Here is a 22,291-nt window from a genome sequence, read left to right on the forward strand (position 1 = left end):
TCGCTGGATAACCGCAAGTTCCGGTCAGTGGCGGGGGACGGCCGCACGCTCCGCACAGTGCCGTACCGGCTGCCCGATGCGACGGCAAAGGTGCCCTTCCCGCCTCATGGTCCGGACAGTCCCGGTCTATGCCTGTCTGTTGGGGCCGATCCCATCGAGGCATCACCCTGATGACCAGACCCATCCCGATCTCCATGGCTGCACGGGCCGCCGGTGCGGCAGCCCTGCTGGCGGCCTCGCCTTGTTTTGCGTCGCTGCAGCCGGCGAAAGATGCGCCCTTGGCGCTGAAGTACACGGCATCCTGCCGTGTCCATGCTGACCTCAGCGAAGACTGCAGCAGTACGTCGCACTACGACATCCTGACCGCTGCGGGCCGGGACGCGCTCTCGCAGGTCAGCCTGCCCTCGTTGGACAACCAGACGATGTCCGGCCTCCAGGCCTATGTGATCAAGCGCAATGGCACGCGCGTCCGCCTGCCGGACAGCCAGATCGTCAGGAAATCCGGCACAGGCTCCGATCAGGGCATCGACAACAGCACCAACACGATCCTGCTGTTCCAGGGCCTGGAAGTAGGCGACGCCATCGAATACAGCACCAGGGACATCAGCAAGGCAACGAAGGGCGCGGCCGATTTCTACCGAGCCATAAGCCTCCAGCCTGCGGCTCTGCGCTATGAGAGCTTCCATCTCCAGTACAGCGCGGACAGGCCGATCATCTGGCGCGGCGAAGAACTGGAAGCCTTCAACGTAAAGCCTTCGGAAGACGGCAGGAAGGTCACCATCGACCTGGCCAAGCCGCGTTATTTCAACACCGTGAACGAAGACGGCTTCATCATGCGCAGGTTCCCGCGCATCGAGCTCGCCTTCAGCGACAAGCTCGATGACCACTACGGCAAGCTGGTCGGCATCTACAACAAGATCCTGTCCGCGCCGTTGCCGCCTCAGGCGGCCAAGGAGGTGGAGCGGCTCAGGCACAAGCCGCAACAGGAACAGGTCCAGTCCCTGATCCGGTTTCTCGGCACGCACTATCGCTACCTGGCCGATTACCGCCTCGACAGCCGCGGCCTCATACCGCTGGACCTGGCGCAGATAGAAAAGAACGGCTACGGCGACTGCAAGGACCTCGCCATGCTGCTGGCAGCCATGCTGCGCGGCCTGGACATGGCCGCGGAACCCGCCTTCGTGGTGCGGGGCGACTATGCGCCTGCCCTGCGGATACCCGGCATAGGCGCTCCCGATCATGCCATCGTGCGCGCGGTCGTCGACGGCAAGACCTGGTGGATCGATGCCACCCATCCGGTGCTGCTGCCCGGCTACACGCCGGCGGATCTGCAGGATCGCTGGGCCATCGTGGCCGGCAAAGACGGCACGCCACGGCTGGATACCATCCCCCTCGCCGAAGCCGCCGTGGCGGAGGACACCACTCAGCAGAACCGCTTCCATCCCGACGGAACGTCGGACACGGATGCCAGCGGCCTGTTCGACGGCGCGAAGCTCCTCACGATGATGCTGCTCGAGCACAACCAGGGCGCGAATGCGCTCGATCGGGCTCTCTGCGCAGGCAATGAGGATTGCAGCGTGACACGGCCCGCCATGGATCAGATGAAGGCGCCCTACGCGGTGAAGATCCATTCCCCGGGACAACCCGCATCCGCACGGCATGAAGGAAAGTACGCGGGCAACCTGGGCGACTACTTCAACCTCGACCTCGAAGAGCTGAAAAATTATCGCCGGACGGGTGGCATGGGCGACTTCAACATCGGTGTCCCCATGGTCCGCCAGATGTCGATCAAGATCAGCGGCATCGCACTCAGCCGGCCCATGAAGACCTGCCACGTGCGTTCCCGCTGGTTCGACTATGACGCCGAGGCCCGGCGGGAAGCCGACGGCATGCCGGCCTACCGGACTCGCTCCGTCGAAAAAGTGTCCTGGATCAGCCATGCCGAACTGGTGAGCGATGAATTCGGCAAATTCCTGAAGGAGGCCGAGGCTTGCTTCGAAGGCCTCACCTATTCCTACACCACCGCTCCCGCCGCATCGCGGGCCGGCAAATAGTCAATCCGAAGAGCCTGCCTCGCGCAGGCTCTTCGCCTTTTTTTTTCCTCAGCCCGACCGCGTCGCCACCACCGGCGGCACCGCCGCCGCGCGCAGGGCCGGGCCCAGCACGGCGATCTGGCCCAGTGTCCACAGCGCGGCGGCGCCGATCGGCAGGTAATGCAGCGGCAGGTGCGGCAGTTCGTAGAACTTCATCAGCGCCAGGTTGAGCCCGAAGGCCATGACCATGCCCAAGCCGATGCCGCCGCTGACGATCAGGAAGTTCTCGGTCTGGAAGTAGCGCAGGATGTCGCCGCGGGTGGCGCCGATCGCACGGCGGATGCCGATCTGCTTGCGCCGCTGCTGCACCCAGAAACTGGCCAGGCCGACGATGCCCAGCGCGGTAACCAGCAGCAGGGCGACGATCACGCCGACCAGCATGAAGGCCATGATGCGGTCCTGCTGGAAGAACTGGGCGCGCAGGTCGCCGATGGTCTGCGAGCCTTCCTGGTCGAGCACCGTGTCCGGCGCCACCTTGGCGACCAGCGCGCGCGCATCGCGCAGCACGCGGTCGAGGTCCGCCGGCGGCGCCTTGATCAGATAGCTGCCGGCCAGGCTCGGCCCCGGCTGCGCCGGCACGAAGGCCGACCAGCCCGGCGCGCTGCGCCCGGCCCAGTCCGGCGCGGGCGTGGCCAGGTGGTCGACGATGCCGACCACGCGGTACGACCACTTGTCCACCCAGATCACCTTGCCCAGCGGATCGGCGCCCGGCCACAGGTGCTCGGCCAGTTCGCGCGCCATCAGCACCGGCGCGGAGCTGGGAAACACCCCGGTGAACGGCTGGTAGTCGTCCGCCTGCAGGGCGCGGCCGGCCACCAGCTTCAGGCCCATCGCCTCCGCGCTGCCGGGGCCGCCGAGGTACAGCTCGATCACGCCGCCGAACTGCTTGCCTTCCGGGTCGGTGGTGATGCCGACGCGGCCGCGGTGCTCGCCGAACGGAATCGAGTTGAGCACGCTGGCCGACTGCACGCCGGGAATCGTGCGCAGTCCGGCCAGCATGCGCGCGTTGACGTCGCTGGCCTGCTTCTCGTCGAAGCCGCTGATCTGCAGCGTGGCCAATGACGCCTCTTCCACGCCGCTGTTCACCCGCATCGCCTCCATGCGGTTGGCGATCAGGAAGCAGGCGTTGCACAGCACCGCGCAGGCCAGCGCGATCTCCAGCGCGATCAGCAAGGTGGCGAGGCGGTGCTTGCGCAGCGCGGCCAGGATGGGTTGGATCTCCATGCGCACCTCAGAGCGTCTTCAGTTGGAGGCCGGGCGCCACCCGGCTCGCCCGCAGCGCCGGCAGGAGGCCGGCCAGCAGGCTGGTGGCGATCGCCAGCGCGAAGGTCAGCGCGAACATGCGCGCATCCAGATGCACCATGTCGGCGAACGCCACCGGCTGCCGCCGCACCAGGCTCAGGCCCAGCAAGGTGAGCAAGAGGCCGCCCAGGCCGCCGATCAGGCCGATCATCCCGGCCTCCACCAGGCACTGCTGGAAGATCGCGCCGCGGCTCGCGCCCAGCGCGCGGCGCACGCCGATCTCGCCGCCGCGGCGCAGGAACTTCGCCAGCAGCAGGCCGATGGTGTTGAACAGGCAGATCGCCAGGAAGCCGAACGCCAGCCAGGCCTGCAGGCGCACGTCGCTGGGCACCACGCCCTGGTAATCCAGCCATTCGACCAGGTTGCGCAGCCGCGTGTTCTGCGGCCGGGCGATGCGCCCCAGCGCCTGCTGCTGGGCCGCGTAGCCGTCGAGGAAACGGCGGAACGAGGCGACCTTGGCGGGGCTGTCCAGCTGCACCCACACGGCCAGCCACACGCAGGGCGCGTTCTGCAGATGCCCCGGCGATGGCGGCAGCTGCCAGCAGCTGTACTGGTAGAAGTTGCCGTCGTTGATCTCCAGCGCGCTGCTGAAGGGGGTGAACACGTCCTGCGGCCTGCCGTAGTAGTCCGCGGTCTTGCCGCCGGAGAAACGCCCGCCGGCGATGTTGTAGAAGCGCGGCGACGGCCGCCACGGCGCCAGCACGCCGACGATGCGCACGTCGGTCTCGCGCAGGCGCAAGGTGCGCCCGACGCTGTTGGCGCCGCCGAACAGCTTGTCGTTGAGATCGCTGGAGATGATCGCCACCCGCGAGCGCGCCGCGTCGTCCTCCGCGCGCCAGGGGCCGCCGTAGCGGAACGGCACGTCGAACATGGCGAAGAAATCCGCGGTGGTCGACAGCATCGACGGCATCAGCGGCGGCAAGGTGGTGTCGGGCGCGCGCAGTTTCACCGGGCTGTCCACGATGATGGTCTGGCGGTCGGCCTGGTGGGCGCTCCACAGGTCCATGGCCGACTGGTAGGTCATCACGTCCATCGGCTCGGTCTGTTTTTCCGGCAGCGGGTTGTCGTCCACCTGCGCGTAGAACAGCTTGTCGCTGCGCCCCGGCAGCGGATCGCCGGACAGCAGGTGCATCACCGTCAGCGTGGTCATGCTGGCGCCGATGCCGACGGCGATCGCCAGCACCATCAGCGCGGTCAGCACCTTGTTGCGCTTGAGGCTGCGCAGGGCAAGGTCGAGGTAGTAAGCGAACATCCTTCTCTCCTGGAAAGCGTCAGACCGAACGCGTCGCCACCACCGGCGGCACCGCCGCGGCGCGCATCGCCGGCCCCAGCACCGCGGCCTGCCCGATCAGCCACAGCGCCAGCGCGCCGATGGGGAAATACACCGCCGGCAGCCGCGGCAATTCGTAATGCACCATCAGGAACAGGTTGATGCCGTAGGCCAGCACCATGCCCAGCGCAATGCCGATCGTGGCGAGCAGGAAGTTCTCGGTCTGGAAGTAGCGCAGGATGTGCCCGCGCGTGGCGCCCAGCGCGCGGCGCACGCCGATCTGCCGGCGCCGCTGCGCCACCCAGAAGCTGCCCAGGCCGACGATGCCCAGCGCGGTCACCACCAGCAACGCCACGCACACGCCGATCAGCAGGCCGGTCATGGAGCGGTCGCCGTCGAAGAAGCGCTGGCGCACTTCGTCCCAGGTGCGCTTCTGCCAGAAGATGCGGTGCGGGTTGTTTTTCTTCATCGCCGCGATCGCCGCGGCCAGCACGCGTTCGCGCTCGCCCGGCGCGGTGCGGATCAGGTATTGGTTATCTTCCACCTGCATCGGCACCATCATGCTGTACTGCGCCTCGGCGTCGTTCCAGATCGACGGGCGCACCAGGTGCTTCACCACGCCGACGATCTGCAGCGGCACTTCCGAACCCAGCCAGATCGTCTTGCCCAGCGCCGGTTGCCCCGGGAACAGACGCTGCGCCATCGGCTCGGTGATCACCACCAGGCGCGGCAGGCCTTCGAGCTTGCCTTCCTTGAAGGCCTTGGAGGCCTCCTTGATGCTGACGTAGTCCTCCGGCTGCAGCAGGCGTCCGGCCACCAGCTGCACGCCGAGGGTCTGGCCGATGTTCTCGCCGAAATAATTGGTGGCGTTGAGCGTGGGCTTGTTCTGCTTGGGGTCCAGCTTGATGCCGCTGTTGTTGGACGAACGGCCGAACGGAATCTGGTTGACCGAAGCCACCTCGGTCACGCCGGGAATCGCGCGCAGCGCGGCCAGGTCGGTGAGCGTGCGCGCGTGTTCGTCGGGCTTGGCGCCGATCTCGGCCAGGGCGACCTGGATCAGCTCGTGCTCGGCCACGCCGCTGGGCATGTGGATGCGCTCGATGCGCTGGCTGACCAGGAACACTGCGTTGCACACGATGGCGCAGGTCAGCGCGATCTCCAGCACCACCAGCAGGGCCGTGGTCTTGTGCCGGCGCAGGGTCGACAGAATGGGTCGGATGGCCATGGCGTCTCCTTACTGGCTCTTCAGTTGCAGGGCGGGCGCGACCTGGCAGGCGCGCAGCGCGGGCAGCAGGCCCGCCGCGACGCTGGAGCCGACGGCAAGCGCAAAGGTTGCCCCGAGCATGGCCAGGTCCAGCCGGGCCAGCGAGGCGTAGTCCGCCGGCTGCTGGCGCACCAGCCACAGGCCGAGGAAGGCCAGCACCAGTCCGCACACGCCGCCGGCCAGGCCGACCACGCCGGCTTCGATCAGCAGCTGCTTGAAGATCTCGCGCTTGGACGCGCCCAGCGCGCGGCGCACGCCGAGCTCGCCGGCGCGGCGCAGGAACTTGGCCAGCATCAGGCCCACCGTATTGACCAGGCACACCACGAGAAAGCCGATCGCCAGCCAGCTCTGCAGGCGCACGTCGCTGGGCACCACTTTTTCCTGGTCCAGCCATTCCATGACGTTGCGCAGGCGCACGTTCACCGGGCGCTGGAAGCGGCCCAGGGTCTTCTGCTCGCGCGAGTAGTTCTCAAGGAAGGCCTTGTACGCCGGCGCGTCGGCGGCGCTGGCCAGCTCCACCCAGAACTGCATCCACACGCAGGTGGCGTTTTCCATGTGGTCGCCGTCGTTGCCGCCGCCGCGGCCCCAGCAGTCGGTGCTGCCGTTGCGCGGCAAGGTGAGGTCGCGCGAGGTGGACAGTGGCACGAACACTTCTTCCGACTCGGTGTAGTTGCCCACGTTGAGGTCGTAGAAGTGCGGATTCGGGCGCCAGTCGTCGAGCACGCCGACCACGCGGAACGGCGTGTCCTTCAGGCGCACCACCTGGCCGCGGCTGTCCTTGCCGCCGAACAGTTTCTCGTTGAGCTTGCGCGTGATCACCGCCACGCGCGCCTTGCTGTCGTCGTCGGCTTCGTTCCAGCCCTGGCCGTACAGGAAGGGCGCGTCGAACATGGCGAAGAAATCGGCGGTGGTGTAGCGCGAGTCGCTGAAGAACGGCTCCACGTCGGCCTGCGCCGGCTGCACCGGCACGGCGCCGCCGGTCATCAGGGCCTGGCGCCTGGCGCGCTTGGCCTTGAGCAGGTTCATGCCGTCCACCCAGGTGAGCTGCTCCGGCGGCTCCTCGCCTTCGCGGTAGCCGTCCATGTCCTGCGGGTCGAGCTGCGGATAGAACAGCCGCGCGCTCTTGGACGGGATCGGATCGCCCGACAGCACGTGCAGCACGGTCAGCGTAGTCATGCAGGCGCCGATGCCCAGCGCGATGGCGACCACCATCAGCGCGGTAAGCACCTTGTTGCGCCGGAGGCTGCGCAGCGCCAGCTCCAGGTAATACGTGAACATGCCCTCTCCCCTTTGCTTCCCTTAAGGCACCGCGCGCTCAGACCGAGCGCGTGGCCTCCACCGGCGATACCTTGGACGCGCGGATCGCCGGCGCCAGTACCGCCCCTTGTCCCAGCAACAGCAGCAGCAGCACGCCCGCCAGCACGTAGAACAGCGACAGGCGGTGCATCTCGAAACGCGTGACCAGCCACAGGTTCATGGCGATCGCCAGCAGCGCGCCGGCAACGGCGCCGCCCACGCTGATCAGCAGGTTCTCGGTCATGAAATAACCGAGGATGTCGCCGCGCGTGGCGCCCAGCGCGCGGCGCACGCCGATCTGCCGGCGCCGCTGCCCCACCCAGAAGCTGGTGAGGCCGACGATGCCGGCGGCGGTGATGGCCAGCAGCACGAGGCTGATGATGCCCATCAGCACGGCCATGCCGCGGTCGCTTTCATAGGCGGCCGAGCGCACCTCGGCGAAACTCAGGATGCCCTCGCGCTCGTCCCACACGCGGCGCGGATTGTCCGCGAACAAGGCCTTGCGCGCGGCCCGCATGGCCGGCTCCAGCTGGCCGGGCTGGGTGCGCACGATATAGAACGCGCCTTCGGCGATCGCCATGCGGCGCGGCACGATCACCGAGCGGTAGGCGAAGTTCGAGGCCCAGCGCGCCACGCTCTGCGCCTGCAGCAGGTCGACCACGCCGACGATGGTGGCGGGACCGCCGACCAGGTACACGGTCTTGCCCAGCGCGCTTCCATTCGGAAACAGTTTCTCGGCCAGCGCGCGGGTCACCATGATCACCGGCGGCGCCAGGCGGTCGCGCGTGCTCATGGGCTGGATCTCGTCGGCGCGGAAGTTGCGGCCGGCGGCCAGCTTCAGGCCGAGCGTGTCGAGGAAGCGTTCGTCGGCGAAGTAGATCGTCGCATCCGAGGTGTCCTCGATCTGCTCGGCGCTGAGCCGCACGCCATCGTCCCAGCCGCCGCCGCGCAGCGGATAGGAGTTGCTGGTGGTGGCGTCCTGCACGCCCGGCACCCGGCGCAGCACGTCGAGATCGGTGCGCAGTTTCGCGTCCGCCTCGGCGCTGGTGACCTTGCCGACCCACTCGTTCTGGATCACGAAGATGTTCGGCTCGTCGATGCCGGTGGGTTCGGACAGATGCGCGACGCGCTGCTGGATGATGAAGAGCGCGTTGCACACGATCGCCAGGGTCAGCGCGATCTGCATCGCGATGAGAATGGTGCCGGCCTTGTGCTGGCGCAACGCGGCGAGAATGGGCTTGATTTCCATGGCCTGGTCTCCCCGCCTCAGTTGGACTTCAGCTGCCAGGCGGGCTGCACCTGCGCCGCCCGCCAGGTCGGATAGAACGCGGCCAGCACCGTCGCGGCGATCGCCACCAGCAGGGCCAGCGACACCAGCGACACGTCCAGCCGCGCCAGGTGGGCGATCTCCGGCGCGAAGACCAGGCCCACGCCCAGCATGCCCACGCCGGTGAGCACCACGCCCAGCAGGCCGCCGGCGAGGCCGACCATGCCGGCCTCGGCGAGGAACTGCCGATAGATGTCCCCGCGCGAGGCGCCCAGCGCGCGGCGCACGCCGATCTCCGACGAACGGCGCATGAACTTCGCCAGCAGCAGGCCGATGGTGTTGACCAGGCAGATCACGAAGAAGCCCACCGCCACCACCAGCGCGATGCGGCTTTCCGGCGGCACCGCATGCTTGTACCCGAGCCAGCTGAGCACATCGCGCAGGCGCACGTTCGGCGCCCAGTTGAAGCGTCCGGCGCGGCGCTGGTCGTCCGCATACGAGGTCAGGAACTGCCGGTAGCGCGCCACGTCGGCCGCGCCGTCGAGCTCGACCCAGGGACTGATCCAGACGCACTGGCCATGCAGCCAGCCTTCGCGGTCGTCGCCGCGCTTGCCGCCACCGCCGCAGTTGTTGTTGCCGGCGGTCTCGATCTTCAGGTCCATCGCCCGGTTGAACGGAACGTAGACCTGCGACGGCTCGGAATAGGCGTTGCCGCTGAACATGTCGAAGAAGCGCGGCTTGGGATCCCACTGATCGGCGACGCCCACGATGCGGTACTGCTGGTCGTCCAGCACGATCTCCCGGCCCACGCTGTTGGCGCCGCCGAACAGCTTCTGGTTGAGGCTGCGGCTGATCACGATCACCGGGGCATGCGCTTCGTCGTCCGCGGCGCTCCACCCCGAGCCGTACTGGAACGGAACGTCGAACATCGGGAAGAAATCGCCCGTGGCCGCATAGCCCGGCACCTTGAACGGCGCCTTCTGCGCGTCCTCCGGCATCACCGACAGGCGCACCGCGAACAGCACCGTCTGCCGCTTCGCCTGGTGCGCCTTCATCAGCGCCACGGCGTCGGTGTAGTTGAGCGCATCCGGCGGCTCGCCGGCGTTGTTGTACTGCGGCCCGCGGTTGTCGATCATCGGCACGAACAGCCGCGAGGACTTCTGCGGAATCGGATCGCCCGACACGGCGCGGAACACCGCGTAGGTGATCATCGACGCCGCCACGCCGAAGCCGATCGCCATCACCATCAGTGCGGTCAGCACCGGGTTCTTGCGCAGGCTGCGCGCGCCGAGCCGCAGGTTGTGGGCAAACATTCCGCTCATGATTCTCTCTGCAGGGGAAGCTTCAGGGTCCACGCGCTCACACGGAGCGCGTGGCCTCCACCGGCGGCACCTTGGCCGCGCGCATCGCCGGCGCCAGCACCGCGGCCTGGCCGAGCAGCAGCAGGGCTACCACGCCGACCACCACGTAGAGCACCGACAGGCGCGCCATCTCGAACTGCGAGACCATCCACAGGTTCATGCCGATCGCCAGGCCCACGCCGATCACCACGCCGGCCACGCCGATCATCAGGTTCTCGGTGAGGAAGTAGCTGAGGATGTCGCGCTTGGTCGCGCCCAGCGCGCGGCGCACGCCGATCTGCTTGCGGCGCTGGCCGACCCAGAAGCTGGTCAGGCCGACGATGCCGGCGGCGGTGATGGCCAGCAGGATCACGCAGATCACGCCCATCAGGATCGCCATGCCGCGGTCGTTCTTGTAGGCATCGCCGCGCACCTGGTCGTAGGTGCGCACGGCGCGCTCGCCGGAGATCACGCGCATGCGGCTGGTCTTGAGCAAGGTGGCCGGCGCGCTCTTCACCACGTCGGCCAGCTGGCCCGGCTCGGCGCGGATCAGGTAGATGGTGTAGTTGCTGGTCAGCTGCACCGGCAGCAGCATGGCGTTGTCGTTGAAGTTGTCGGACCAGGTACCGTTCCACGGCACCTGCAGGCGCGCCACGATGCCGATGATGGTGCTGGGCGGGATGTCCTTGCCGCCGAGATACAGCTGCTTGCCCAGCGCATCGCCCTTCGGATACAGCTTGTCGGCCAGCGCCTTGGTGACGATCACCTGCGGCGTGGACTTGATGTCCTTCGGGTCGGCGGTGATCACTTCGTCCGCGGTGAAGTTGCGGCCGGCGATCAGCTGCGCGCCGTAGGTGGCCAGCGCATGTTCGTCGACGAAGTACAGCGTGGTCTGCGCCGCCGACTTGCCTTCGTTCTTCGGCGCCAGGTTCACCCCGGTGGACCAGCCGCCGCCGCGCAGCGGGAACGAGTTGGTGGCGAAGGCATCCTGCACGCCGGGGGTCTGGCGCAGCGCCTGCACGTCGGCCTTGATCAGCGGCGCGGTGTCCTTGCCGTCCACCGAGACCCAGCGGTTCTGGATCGCCAGCACGTTGTTCTCGTCCATGCCGGTGGGCCGCGAAATGCGGTCCACGCGCTGCTGGATGATGAACAGCGCGTTGCACACGATGGCCAGGGTGAGCGCGATCTGCATCGCGATCAGCAAGGTGCCGGCCTTGTGCCGCTTCAGGGCGGCGAGAATGGGCTTGATCTGCAGCATGGTCGTCGCCTTGGGTCAATTGGACTTGGTTTAATTGGACTTGAGCTGCCACGCCGGCTGCACCTGAGCGGCGCGCCAGGTCGGATAGAACGCCGCGATCACCGTGGCCAGGATCGCCACCAGCATGGTCAGCAGCACCAGCGGGAAATCGAGCTTGGCCAGGCGCGCCACCTGCGGGTCGAAGATCAGCGAGATGCCGTACACGCCGACGCCGGTGAGCAGCAGGCCGAGCACGCCGCCGGCCAGGCCGACCGCGCCCGCTTCCATCAGGAACTGCGTGTAGATCTCCTTGCGCGAGGCGCCCAGGGCGCGGCGCACGCCGATCTCGGAGGAGCGGCGCAGGAACTTCGCCAGCAGCAGGCCGATGGTGTTGACCAGGCAGATCACCAGGAAGCCCAGCGCGACCAGCAGCGAGATCTTCGCCTCCGGCGGCACCACCTTCTGGTAATCCAGCCACTCCACCACGTTGCGCAGGCGGGTGTTCGGCGCCCACTTGAAGCGGCCGGCGCGCTGCTGCTCGGCGGAGTAGCCGTTGAGATAGTTGCGGTAGGCATCGGCCTCGGCCTTGGTCGGCAGTTCCGCCCAGAAGCCCAGCCAGATGCATTCGGAATGCAGCCAGTTGTCCCAGCCGGTGCCGGGGTCCTTGTTGCAGTTGTTGTTGCCGTTGGTGCTGACCTTCAGCTCGATCATGCGGGTGAACGGCACGAACAGCTGGGTCGGGTCGTCGAAGCCGCCGGTGTTCACCGCGTCGAAGAACAGCGGCTGCGGATCCCAGTGATCCATCACGCCGACGATGCGGTAAGCGCGGCCGTCGAGGTTGATCTCGCGGCCGACGCTGTTCTCGCCGCGGAACAGCTTCTCGTTGAGCTGCTGGCCGATCACCGCGACCTGCGCGTGCGCGTCGTCGTCGGCCTGGGTCCAGCCGCGGCCGTACTTGAACGGGATGTCGAACATCGGGAACGCGTCGGCGTACACGCCGTAGGTGTTCTCGCGGAACGGCAGCTGGCTGGCGTCGGCCGGCACGATGGACAGGCCGGCCGGGTACAGCGCGGTCTGGCGCGCGGCCTTGCGGTCGCGCATCAGGCCGATGGCGTCGGTGTAGCTCATCGCCCGCGGCGGTTCGCCCTGGTTCTGCTGCGCGTCTTCCGGACCCCAGTTGTCGATCTGCGGCACGTAGAGCTGCGAGGACTTGTGCGGAATGGGGTTGTTGGAGGTGGCGCGGAACACCGAGTAGGTGGTCATCGACGCCGCCACGCCGAAACCGATCGCCATCACCATCAGCGCGGTGAGCAACGGGTTCTTGCGGAGACTGCGCAGGCCGAGCTGGAAGTAGTAGGCGAACATGGAGGCGTCCGATGAGTGATGCAGTGTCCGGGTTCCGATCCCTTCTCCCCTCCGGGGAGAAGGTGCCGGCAGGCGGATGAGGGGCGGGGCTTGCGGGAAAGGCTCTACAAAGCGCGACCTGCTTCAGGTCGATCCTTCACCGCTCCGCCCGTCCCCTCACCCCAACCCCTCTCCCCGGAGGGGAGAGGGGCTTCAAAAGCGTTACGCAGGCGCGCCGGCGCGCGACTGGTGCTGGTGGAAGCGCGGGTCTTCCGCCAGATCCACCACCTGGCCGTCGATCACGTGCACGTTGCGCTGGGCGCGGGTGGCCAGTTCCGGATCGTGGGTGACCATCACGATGGTGGCGCCCTCGCGGTGGATCTCTTCCAGCAGCTCCATCACGCCGCGGGCCATCTGCGTATCGAGGTTGCCGGTCGGTTCGTCGGCGAGCAGCAGGCGCGGCGAGCCGGCCAGCGCGCGCGCGATCGCCACGCGCTGCTGCTGGCCGCCGGACAGTTCGGCCGGGTAGTGCTTGGCGCGCGAAGCCAGGCCCACGCGCTCCAGCGCGTCCATGATGCGCTGCTTGCGTTCCGGCGCCTTCATGCCGCGATAGCGCAGCGGCACTTCGACGTTGTCGAACACGTTGAGGTCGGGGATCAGGTTGAAGGCCTGGAAGATGAAGCCGATCTTCTCGTTGCGGATCTTGGAGCGCGCGTTGTCGTTGAGGTTGCTCACCTCCACGCCGTCCAGGTGGTACTCGCCGCCGCTGAAGGTTTCCAGCAGGCCCGCGATGGTGAGGAAGGTGGTCTTGCCGGAGCCGGACGGGCCGGTCACCGCGACGAACTCGCCTTCCTTCACGTCGATGTTGAAGTCGCGCAGCGCGTAGGTCTCCACCACTTCGGTGCGGTAGACCTTGGACAGGTGGGTCATCTTGAGCATGGAATGGCTCCTTCGGGCCAGGGAATAGGGAACAGGGAATAGAGAATCGGTGTGGACGTCGCGGTGAGCTTTGGGCTCTTCACTATTTCCTATTCCCGATTCCCGATTCCCTCGCAATCAGCGGCTGATGGCGACGCGCGCCGCGTTCTTGAAGCTGTCGGTACCGGAAATCACGATGCGGTCGCCTTCCTTCAGGCCGTCCAGGATCTCCACCTTGTCGATGCTGCTGGCGCCGACGCGGATCGGGTGCTTCTCGGCGATGCCGTCGTGCACGATGTAGGCGTAGGCGCCGCCGGATTCGTCGACGAAGGAGCCGCGCTGCACCGCCAGCACGTTGTCGCGGCGGTCCAGCAGGATGCGCACGGACAGGCGCTGGTTCTGGCGCAGCTGCTTGGGCGTGTCGCCGTCGAAGCGCAGGCGGGCGGCCACTTCGCCGTTCACCACTTCGGGCGAAATGGCGCTGACCAGGCCCTTCCAGGTATTGCCGTTGCCGCTGATCTCGCCGCCCATGCCGATGCCGAGATCGCGGGCGAAGCTTTCCGGCACCTTCATTTCCACTTCCAGCCTGCTCAGGTCGATCACGCTGAGCAGCTGCGCGTCCTTGGCCACGGTGGCGCGTTCGGCGATGAACAGCTGGCCGACCTGGCCGTCCACCGGCGACTTCACGTTGAGTTCGTCGACCTGGCGCTGCAGGTCCTTCACCAGCAGCACCTGGCGGTCGTGGGCGAGCTTCTTGGACTTGATGTCGAAGTCCAGGCTGGCGCCATCGTTGGCGAGGTCGGCCTTGGCGTGCTCGACGGTGATGCGCGCCTTCTCGACGTCGTCCTTGGCCTTGTCCACGTTCATGCTGGGCACCGCGCCCTGCGAGAACGCCTTCTGGTAGCGCTGCAGGTCGCGCTGCGCGCTGGTCTGGTCGATCTGCGCGTTGTCGAACGCTTTCTGCAGTTCGCCGCGCTTCTTCTTGGCGTCGATCTGCGAACGCAGGAAGTCGACTTCCATCGCGTCGGCCGCGCTCTGTTCCTGCGCCAGCTTGTTGGTGAGTTCGGGGCTGACGATGGTGGCCAGCACCTGGCCCTGCTTCACCACGTCGCCGGCGTGCACCTTCAAGGTGACCGCGCCGCCGGAAGTGGCGTACAGCGTCGGGCTGACCGCCGCCACCACCTTGCCCTCGGCGGCGATGTCGCGCACGAACAGCCCGCGCTCGACCGTGCCGAAGGCAAGGCGCGAGCCGCTGACCGAGGCGTCGGCGGAAAACAGGCGGCTGGCCTGCGGCAGCACCAGGGCCAGCACGGCCACGGCGGCCACGGCGGCACCGATGAAGACCAGCCGGCGCTTGCGGCTGGGCTTGACCTCGACCAGGCGGTCTTGAGCGGAGGTATCGCGAATCATGATCGGTCCTAAGGCCACGGACATGAGTGGCCCCTGGACCTGTATCAGCAAGCGCTATGCCAACCGCTCAGGCGATCGATTCGGTTTGTTTATCAGGTAGTTGGAGGAGCCGTCCGCAGAAGACAGGCTGTCCGCGGACAGATCGACGGACAGGCGGACAAGTGTCCGGACGCCGCGGACGGACGAACCTACAGCGCCTCGGCGCGCAGCACTTCCTGGGCGATGTCGCGGCCGAGCGCGGAGAGTTGCGCGGCGTCCCTGCCGCCCAGCACGTCCATATTGCCCAGGCGCCGCTGCGTGAAATGCAGCAGGCGCGCGCCCGCGGCGCGGAACGGCCGCTGCACGCGGCGGAACGCGGGGGCGCCGGCCGGCACGGCGGCGGACAGCAGCACGTCCCAGGCCAGGTAGTCGGTGTCCGGCAGCAGATGCAGGCGCGCGCGCAGGCGGCCGGCGGCGTCCACGCATTCCAGCCATTCGCGCGGGCCGTCGGCGCCGATCACGCAGGAGGCGAGCAGCCATTGGGTATGCAGCAGCGGGGCGAGGTCTTCGCCTTCGGCCAGCCAGCCGCGCGCGGGGTGGTCGGGCGAGGCATCGCCGCGCATCGGCAGATACAGCACGGTGCCGAGCAATGGCAGGCGCGCGGCCAGCGCGGCGGGGGCCACGCGCAGCCAGCGCGGCGGGCAGGACGGCGCCTGCGAATGCGGACAGACCGCGGCAAGGGTATGGGCCAGCCAGCCGAACATGGCGCGCTCCTGGAAAGAGGAGACCCGGCTGGCGCGCTGCGGGGAGGGCAACGCGGCGCTGGCGATAGGCCTGAAGGGAAAACCGGCGAGGCGCCGGACGTGCGGGCTTACTTGGTGAGGATCAGCTTGTCGTTGCGGGTGAGCCGCAGGTGGTACTCGCTGCCCTGGTGGGTGATCACCAGTTCGCGCTCGCCGGCCAGCAGGTTCTGGCTGGAGATGCGGCGCGCGCCGGGTTCCGGCGTCACCGCCTGGGGCTTCAGGCGCAGCAGGCCGAGCGGGCGCGACAGCAGGTCGGCGGGGGTGGGCAGTACGGCAGTGGTGGACATGGGCAGGCTCCGCGTTGGTCAGAGGCGGAGTTGATGATAATCGTTCTCATTTACCTGTCAACGGCCGAAGTGTGAATCCGGCCGGGGCAGAACGCCGCGCCCTGCCCCGCGCCGCTCAGGCCACCGCCTGCTCGATCCGCGCCAGCACATCCGGCGTCAGCCGCGGCAGCAGGCGCAGCACGTCGAGGTTGTGTTCCAGCTGTTCCAGCCGGCTGGCGCCCAGCATCACCGTGGACACATGCGGATTGACCAGGCACCAGCCGATCGCCAGCTGCGCCTGGCTCACGCCGAGCTCGGTGGCGATCGGCGCCAGCCGCCGCACCTTGGCGATGCGCTCGCCGCCCTGCTCCAGCACCGCCTGGCGCAGCCATTCGTAGCCGGGCTGGGCCAGGCGCGCGTCGTTCGGCACGCCGTCGTTGTACTTGCCGGTGAGCAGGCCCGAGGCCAGCGGCGACCAGATCGTGGTGCCCATGCCGAAGTCGCGGTACAGCGGCGCGTATTCCTGCTCCACGCGCTCGCGGTGCAGCAGGTTGTATTCGGGCTGCTCCATCGTGGGTGCATACATGTGGTTCTCGCGCGCCACGCGGTGCGCCTCGGCGATCAGCGCGGCCGGCCATTCGCTGGTGCCCCAGTAGAGCACCTTGCCCTGGCGCACCAGGGTGTCCATCGCGGCGACGGTTTCCTCCACCGGCGTATCCGGATCGGGGCGATGGCAGAAGTACAGGTCCAGGTGATCCACGCGCAGCCGCTGCAGCGCCTGGTGGCAGGCTTCGAGCACGTGCTTGCGCGACAGCCCGCGCTGGGTCGGCGCGGGATTCGCCCGCGCGCCGAAGAACACCTTGCTCGACACGCAATAGCTGTCGCGCGGAAAGCGCAGATCCGCCAGCACGTCGCCCATCAGCGTCTCCGCCACGCCGTGGTTGTACACCTCGGCGTTGTCGAAGAAATTCACGCCGTGGTCGTGCGCCATCGCCAGCATGTCGCGCGCCAGCGAACGCCCCACCTGCTGGCCGAAGGTGACCCAGGCGCCGAAGGACAAGGCCGACAGCTGCAGGCCGCTTTTGCCGAGACGACGGTATTGCATGGGGAAGCTCCTTGGGGAAAGCGAACCGCGCGAGCATGCCAACTCGCCCGTGCAGCGTCCAACCGGCCTATTGACAGCGGAATTGTTTCGTTCCTACTGTACTAGTACACACAGTACAGTCAGGAACCACCGATGGCCCGCCAGCAAGCCTTGATGATCGACATCGCCACCGGCGACGTGCGCCCCATCAGCAAGCAAATCGTCGACGCCGTGCGCCTGAAAGTGGCCACCGGCGAACTCACCCCCGGCTGGCAGCTGCCCAGCGTGCGCGGCCTGGCGCAGCAGCTCACCATCAATCCCAACACGGTGGCCAAGGCCTACGCCGAGCTCACCGCCGAAGGCTGGCTGGAATCGCGCCCCGGCCTGGGCCTGTTCGTGGCCACGCCGCGCCAGCGGCTGAGCCCGCGCGAACGCGAGCGCCGCCTCGACGACGCCATCCAGCGTTTCGTGCACGACGTGGTCTCGCTCGACTACCCCGCCGACACCGTGCTGGCGCGGCTGGGCGACGAACTGCGCGCGCTCGCCACGCGCAAGAGCGCCTGAGGCCCCGCCATGAGCGACTACGTCATCGAAACCGAGCAGCTCAGCCGCAGCTTCGGCCGCAAGCGCGCGCTCAACGCCTTGAGCCTGCGCGTGCCGCGCGGACGCATCCACGCCATCGTCGGCGCCAATGGCGCCGGCAAGTCCACGCTGTTCCGCGTACTGCTGGGCTTCCTGCCGCCCAGCGACGGCGCCTCGCGCGTGCTCGGCCGCGACAGCCAGGCGCTGACGCCCGAACACCGCGGCCGCATCGGCTTCGTCAACGAAGAACACACCCTGCCCGGCTGGATGAGCGCCGAAGCGGTCACCGCCATGCAGCGACGCCACTACCCGCGCTGGAACGAGGCGATGTACCGCCACGTGCTCGGCCACTACCACGTGCTGCCCCACCAGAAAATTTCGCAACTGTCGCGTGGCGAACGCGCCGGCCTCAATCTCGCCCTGGCCCTGGCGCAATCGCCGGAGCTGCTGATCCTGGACGAACCCACGCTGGGCCTGGACGTGGTGGCCAAACGCGCGTTCCTGCAGGCGCTGCTGGATTCCAATGCCACCGAGCACTGCACCGTCATCTACTGCTCGCACCAGATGGAAGAGATCGAACGCCTGGCGGACAACCTGATCATCCTCGAGCGCGGCGAGCTGCGGCACATGTCCTCGCCGGAGGATTTCTGCGAACGCATCCGCCACTGGGTGGCCGACATCCCGTTCCGCGCACCCGACCATGCCGACGTTCCCGGCCTGCTGCTGGCGCAGAAGATCGACCAGCTCTACCACTACACGGTGCTCGACCAGGCCGAGGACTTCGGCGCCTTCCTGCGTGCGCAGGGCGCGCGCTACGTGCAAAGCATGCCGGTCAGCCTGGACAGCGCGGTCAACGGCTTCCTGGCCAAGAACCATATCGCCCCGGCGGCCTGAAGGAGCCCTCCGTGAACGAACTCTTCAAAGCCGAACTCGGCCGCTTCCTCAAGGCGGGCCTGCTCTACGGCATGCTGCACCTGTTGCTGCTGGCCTTCATGACGCGGCTGGTCGACCTGCTGCAGCAGCCGCTGCTGGTCTATCGCGTGGCCGCGCTGGTGTTCGCCTTTACCGGCCTGCTGCTGGCCGCGTATCAGATGAGCCAGCACCGCAAGCCGGGCGCCTGGGTGTATCTGCTGCATCGCCCGCTGCATCCGGCGCGCATCGCCATGGCGCTGGCCGGCGCCGCGGCGGTGCTGCTGTTCATCGCCGTCGCGCTGCCGCTGCTGCTGGACATCGGCGGCGTGGCGCTGTTCTCCGCGCGCATCGTCGACACGCGCCACTGGCTGCTGCCGCTGTGCGCCTGGGCCATCGCCTTCGGCGTCTATCTATGCGGCGCCTGCGCCATGCTCGCGCCGCGGCGCGGCATGGCGCTGCTGCTGTGCCTGCCCCTGCTGAGCCTGGCCGCGCCGGCCAGCGGCGGCGGCGCATTGGCGGTGCAACTGCTAGTGGTGCTGCTCGCGGCAGGCCTGCTGCTGACCTTGTTCCATCCGGACCTGACCAGCCTGCCGCGCGCCGCGGCGGCGCGCGTGGCGATCGTGCTGGTGATGCAGGTCGGCCTGTCGTTCGCGCTGTACTGGGTGCTGACGCTGGGCGTGGAGTTCGGCCTGATGGCACTGGGGCGCCATCCCTTGAACGGCATTCCTCCCGCCGGCGGCTATGCGGAGGCCGAACGCGCCGACAGCGCCGCGCTGCTGCGGGCGGGGCTCGGCAACGACGCGCGCTTCGCCCTGCTGCGCGAACAGGCCGGCGTGGCGGAACAGGCCGCCTGGGGGCCGGGCGCCGCGGATTATCCGCGCTACGGGCAGCTGACCAGCCCGATGCCGCTCGAATTCGACGACGCCACCCGGCACCTGCGCTGGAGCTTCAGCCATGACCGCGGCCTGTTCCATGGCGTGGACCTGGCCACGCGCAAGGACGCCGGCTGGCTCGGCCGGCGCGGCATCGTGCAGGGCGCGGCCGCCGCGGCGGACCGTTTCGAACAGCCGCCGCTGGTGTTCGACGAACGCTACCTGGTCACGCCGCACCGCCTGTACCAGTTCAACGCGATCGACCAGAGCGTGCACCTGCGCATCGCGCTGCCGGAGGACGAGTACTTCACCGCCGCGCCGCGCAAGCTCGGCACGCGCGTGCTGGTACTGGGTTCGCGCCGCCTGCACGTCTACAACGGCAGCGAATTCCTCGCCGGCACCAGCCAGGTCAAGGACCTCCACACGCTGCCGCTGGACGGCGCCATCGACAACATCGGCCGCATCGATGCCGCCGAGCTTCTGGACGGCTATCTGGTTTCGCTGCTGCACGGCCGCCAGAGCTATCACCAGGACGTGCCCGCCTGGCAATCGGTATTCCGCCTGCACGAGGATGGCCGCGTCGAAGCGCTCGCCCGGCGCGAGATCGGCCGCGATTACCCGCTGCTGTTCCGCCACCTCGGCTGGGTGGTGACGCCGTTGTGGTACGCGCTGCAGTACCGCCTGGGCTGGATCGTCTCGGGCGATGCCGAAGGCCTGCCGCGCGCGGCCTGGATCGCCATCGCGGCATTGGCCGTCGCCTGCATGCTGATCACCGCGTGGCAGGCCAGGCGCGCCGGCCTGCGTCCGCGCGAACGCCTGCTGTGGATCCTTGCCAACGGCGTCACCGGCCTGCCCGGGCTGCTGAGCTTCCTGTTGCTTTATCCGCCCGCCGTGCAGCCGCGCAAACGCGGCATGACGGTGCTGCACACCACCGCCTGATCCTCCACGCACCGGCACCGCCGGTGCCTTTTCGAGAAACGACATGCGCAAGCAACCGACCTCCCGGAGGGCGGCGGCCTCGCTCGCCCTGGTGCTGCTGACGCTCACCGCGGCGGCGCGCGGCGACGATACCTTCCGCTCCCGCGTCACCGCCTCAGAACGCGCGGCCGCCGCACCGCTGCTGCCGCGCGACGATTTCCAGACCCGCACCGGCGTGCGCGCCATGCGCCTGGCGCCCGACGGCAGACACCTGGCATGGCTGTGGGTGCAGCCGGAGCGCACCAGCCTGTGGCTGCTCGACACCGCCAGCGGCGAACGCAGGCAGGCGCTCGCCGCCATCCAGGCCACCTCGCTGGACTGGAGCAGCGACGGCCGCTGGCTGCTGATCGAACAGCGCAGCCGCATCGCCGCGCTGCCCCTGGATGGCGGCGAAGCGCGCCTGCTGGCGGCGCTGGACGAAGCGCGCGGGCAAGCCTTCCTCGGTGCCGATCCGCTGTTGCCCGCGCGTTACCTGCTGCGGGACAAAGATCCGGCGAGCCACCGCTTCCGCCTGCTGCGCAAACGCATCGATGGGGCGGACGAACTGCTGTACGAAGGCAATGCCGCTCCCACCGACGTGGCCTTCGACCGCCAGGGCCAGGCGCGTTTCATCGGCACCGCCGGCAAGGGCGGCCGCGATCTGCTGCAGCGGCGCGATGGCCGATGGCAACTGTTCCAGCACTGCGGCGCGCTGATCCGCTGCACGCCGCTGGCGGTGCGCGACGATGGCCGCCTGGTGATGCGCGGCGGCGGCGCCAATCTGCAGCAACTGGTCGCCATCGACCCGGCGACACATGCCACGCAGACCTTGCATGCCGACCCCGAAGGCATCGCCGATCTCGCCGACGCCCTGCTCGATCCCCGCACCGCGCAAGCGCTGCTGGCCGCGTACGACACCGACCGCCACCACGTCTATGCCGTCGATCCCGCCCTGCGCGCGCCGGTAGCCTGGCTAGACCGGCGCTTCGCCAACGCCAACCTGGACCTGGACGTCGCCAACAACGGCCTGATCCTCGTCACCGAGCGCAGCGATCGCCTGCAACGCGAACGCTACTGGCTGCTCGATCCACGCAAGCTTCCCGGCGCCGATGCACTGAGCGGCATTGCCGAAGACCAGCAGGCTCCTTCGCGCAGGCTTCCCGAGAGCATGCTGGCCCAACGCATCCCCGTCAGCTGGCGCGCCAGCGACGGCATGCGCCTGTACGGCTTTCTCAGCCTGCCGCCGGGACGCGATGCGGCAAAGCTGCCGCTGGTGCTGCGCCCGCATGGCGGCCCCAAGGCGCAGACGCGGCCCGGCTACGACATGCTCACGCAGTTCCTGGTCAATCGCGGCTATGCGGTGTTCGAACCGAACTACCGCACGTCCACCGGCTACGGCCGCGCCTATCTGTTCGCGGCCAGGGGCGACTATGCGCACGGCCGCGTCTATCGCGACATGCTCGACGGCATGGACTGGCTGCTCGCGCACGGCGTCGGCGATGCCGCGCGGCAAGCCATCACCGGCCATTCCTACGGCGGCTTCGCCACCCTGCTGGGGCTCACCTACGACAGCGCGCGCTTTCGCGTCGGCGTAGGCATGGCCTCGCCGCCCGATCTTGCGCTGGCGTTTGAAACGATTGCCGACAACCCGGTGCAAGATGCCACCGTGCCGGTAGCGGAAGAACTGGCCGCGTTGCACGCCAACGATGCGGCCACCCTGGCGCGCCTGCGCGAGCAGGCGCCCGCGCGCATGCCGCAACGCATCGCGCAGCCGCTGGTGCTGATCGCCGGCGCCAAGGACGAACGGGTGCCGGTCCGCAGCGTCGCCAGCTATGCGGCCTCGCTCAAGGCGCTGGGCAAGCCGGTCAGCTTGCTGGTCGATCCGGACTCCGGCCACCAGCTCGAAGCGCCGATGGCGCGCCTGGCCACGCTGTATCTGCTGGAGACCGCGCTGCAAGGTCCGCTCGGCGGCCGCGCGGACGCCGCGCGCAGCGCCGAGCTGCAAAGCTATCTGCAGCGCAACCTGCGCCTGGATACGACGCAATCACCCGGCGCTGCGCAATAATCGCCGCGCCTCCGCCACGAGACCTTGCCC

18 protein-coding genes are annotated in these 22,291 nt (G+C 68.3%); 5 read left to right on the forward strand and 13 right to left on the reverse strand.

Translation table 11 applies throughout. From position 1 onward, the window contains the following. The first annotated feature begins 170 nt into the window (after positions 1-170). Positions 171-2,054: a DUF3857 domain-containing protein gene (locus FHW84_RS01400; RefSeq protein WP_167252333.1), complete on the forward strand. Its 1,884-nt coding sequence runs from the start codon at positions 171-173 to the stop codon at positions 2,052-2,054. Between the two features lie 48 nt (positions 2,055-2,102). Here FHW84_RS01400 and FHW84_RS01405 read toward each other — a convergent pair whose 3' ends face one another. From FHW84_RS01405 to FHW84_RS01465, 13 genes are all read right to left on the reverse strand, one after another. Next, the gene (locus FHW84_RS01405) at positions 2,103-3,317 is read right to left on the reverse strand and encodes an FtsX-like permease family protein (RefSeq protein WP_167252334.1); all 1,215 of its coding nucleotides are present in this window, start codon (positions 3,315-3,317) and stop codon (positions 2,103-2,105) included. Between the two features lie 7 nt (positions 3,318-3,324). Further along, complete coding sequence (locus tag FHW84_RS01410) at positions 3,325-4,647, reverse strand: ABC transporter permease (protein WP_167252335.1); 1,323 nt, start codon at positions 4,645-4,647, stop codon at positions 3,325-3,327. Between the two features lie 19 nt (positions 4,648-4,666). After that, positions 4,667-5,890: an FtsX-like permease family protein gene (locus FHW84_RS01415; protein WP_167252336.1), complete on the reverse strand. Its 1,224-nt coding sequence runs from the start codon at positions 5,888-5,890 to the stop codon at positions 4,667-4,669. Between the two features lie 9 nt (positions 5,891-5,899). Continuing rightward, positions 5,900-7,207, reverse strand: a complete 1,308-nt coding sequence (locus FHW84_RS01420; RefSeq protein ID WP_167252337.1) for an ABC transporter permease — start codon at positions 7,205-7,207, stop codon at positions 5,900-5,902. A 37-nt stretch (positions 7,208-7,244) separates the two neighbouring features. Further along, a complete protein-coding gene (locus tag FHW84_RS01425) occupies positions 7,245-8,474 on the reverse strand; it encodes an FtsX-like permease family protein (protein ID WP_167252338.1) in 1,230 nt (409 codons plus the stop codon). 17 nt (positions 8,475-8,491) lie between these two features. Then, positions 8,492-9,805, reverse strand: coding sequence for an ABC transporter permease (locus tag FHW84_RS01430; RefSeq protein WP_167252731.1), 1,314 nt, complete (start codon positions 9,803-9,805; stop codon positions 8,492-8,494). Positions 9,806-9,851: 46 nt separating this feature from the next. Then, positions 9,852-11,090 carry an FtsX-like permease family protein gene (locus FHW84_RS01435; protein WP_208399565.1) on the reverse strand — a complete coding sequence of 413 codons (1,239 nt, stop codon included), beginning with the start codon at positions 11,088-11,090 and terminating at the stop codon, positions 9,852-9,854. 30 nt (positions 11,091-11,120) lie between these two features. After that, positions 11,121-12,434 carry an ABC transporter permease gene (locus tag FHW84_RS01440; RefSeq protein WP_167252339.1) on the reverse strand — a complete coding sequence of 438 codons (1,314 nt, stop codon included), beginning with the start codon at positions 12,432-12,434 and terminating at the stop codon, positions 11,121-11,123. A 201-nt stretch (positions 12,435-12,635) separates the two neighbouring features. Continuing rightward, entirely contained in the window at positions 12,636-13,352 is a 717-nt protein-coding gene (locus FHW84_RS01445; RefSeq protein ID WP_167252340.1) for an ABC transporter ATP-binding protein, read from the reverse strand. A gap of 117 nt (positions 13,353-13,469) precedes the next feature. After that, complete coding sequence (locus FHW84_RS01450; RefSeq protein WP_167252341.1) at positions 13,470-14,741, reverse strand: efflux RND transporter periplasmic adaptor subunit; 1,272 nt, start codon at positions 14,739-14,741, stop codon at positions 13,470-13,472. 188 nt (positions 14,742-14,929) lie between these two features. Then, a complete protein-coding gene (locus FHW84_RS01455) occupies positions 14,930-15,484 on the reverse strand; it encodes a hypothetical protein (protein WP_167252342.1) in 555 nt (184 codons plus the stop codon). Positions 15,485-15,591: 107 nt separating this feature from the next. Beyond that, complete coding sequence (locus FHW84_RS01460; protein ID WP_243867809.1) at positions 15,592-15,810, reverse strand: hemin uptake protein HemP; 219 nt, start codon at positions 15,808-15,810, stop codon at positions 15,592-15,594. A gap of 115 nt (positions 15,811-15,925) precedes the next feature. Next, complete coding sequence (locus FHW84_RS01465; protein WP_167252343.1) at positions 15,926-16,894, reverse strand: aldo/keto reductase; 969 nt, start codon at positions 16,892-16,894, stop codon at positions 15,926-15,928. A gap of 132 nt (positions 16,895-17,026) precedes the next feature. Here FHW84_RS01465 and FHW84_RS01470 point away from each other — a divergent pair, with 132 nt between their 5' ends. Genes FHW84_RS01470 through FHW84_RS01485 form a run of 4 tightly spaced genes read left to right on the forward strand, consistent with a single transcriptional unit; the run spans position 17,027 to position 22,261 of the window. Then, complete coding sequence (locus FHW84_RS01470; protein ID WP_167252344.1) at positions 17,027-17,437, forward strand: GntR family transcriptional regulator; 411 nt, start codon at positions 17,027-17,029, stop codon at positions 17,435-17,437. 9 nt (positions 17,438-17,446) lie between these two features. Beyond that, a complete protein-coding gene (locus tag FHW84_RS01475) occupies positions 17,447-18,349 on the forward strand; it encodes an ABC transporter ATP-binding protein (protein ID WP_167252345.1) in 903 nt (300 codons plus the stop codon). Between the two features lie 11 nt (positions 18,350-18,360). Beyond that, on the forward strand, positions 18,361-20,178 hold the full coding sequence (locus tag FHW84_RS01480; protein ID WP_167252346.1) for a hypothetical protein: 1,818 nt from the start codon (positions 18,361-18,363) through the stop codon (positions 20,176-20,178). A 43-nt stretch (positions 20,179-20,221) separates the two neighbouring features. Further along, the gene (locus FHW84_RS01485; protein ID WP_167252347.1) at positions 20,222-22,261 is read left to right on the forward strand and encodes a prolyl oligopeptidase family serine peptidase; all 2,040 of its coding nucleotides are present in this window, start codon (positions 20,222-20,224) and stop codon (positions 22,259-22,261) included. The last annotated feature ends 30 nt before the right edge of the window (positions 22,262-22,291 follow it).

The organism is Dyella sp. SG562 (assembly GCF_011759495.1).
Lineage (GTDB): Bacteria > Pseudomonadota > Gammaproteobacteria > Xanthomonadales > Rhodanobacteraceae > Dyella_D > Dyella_D marensis.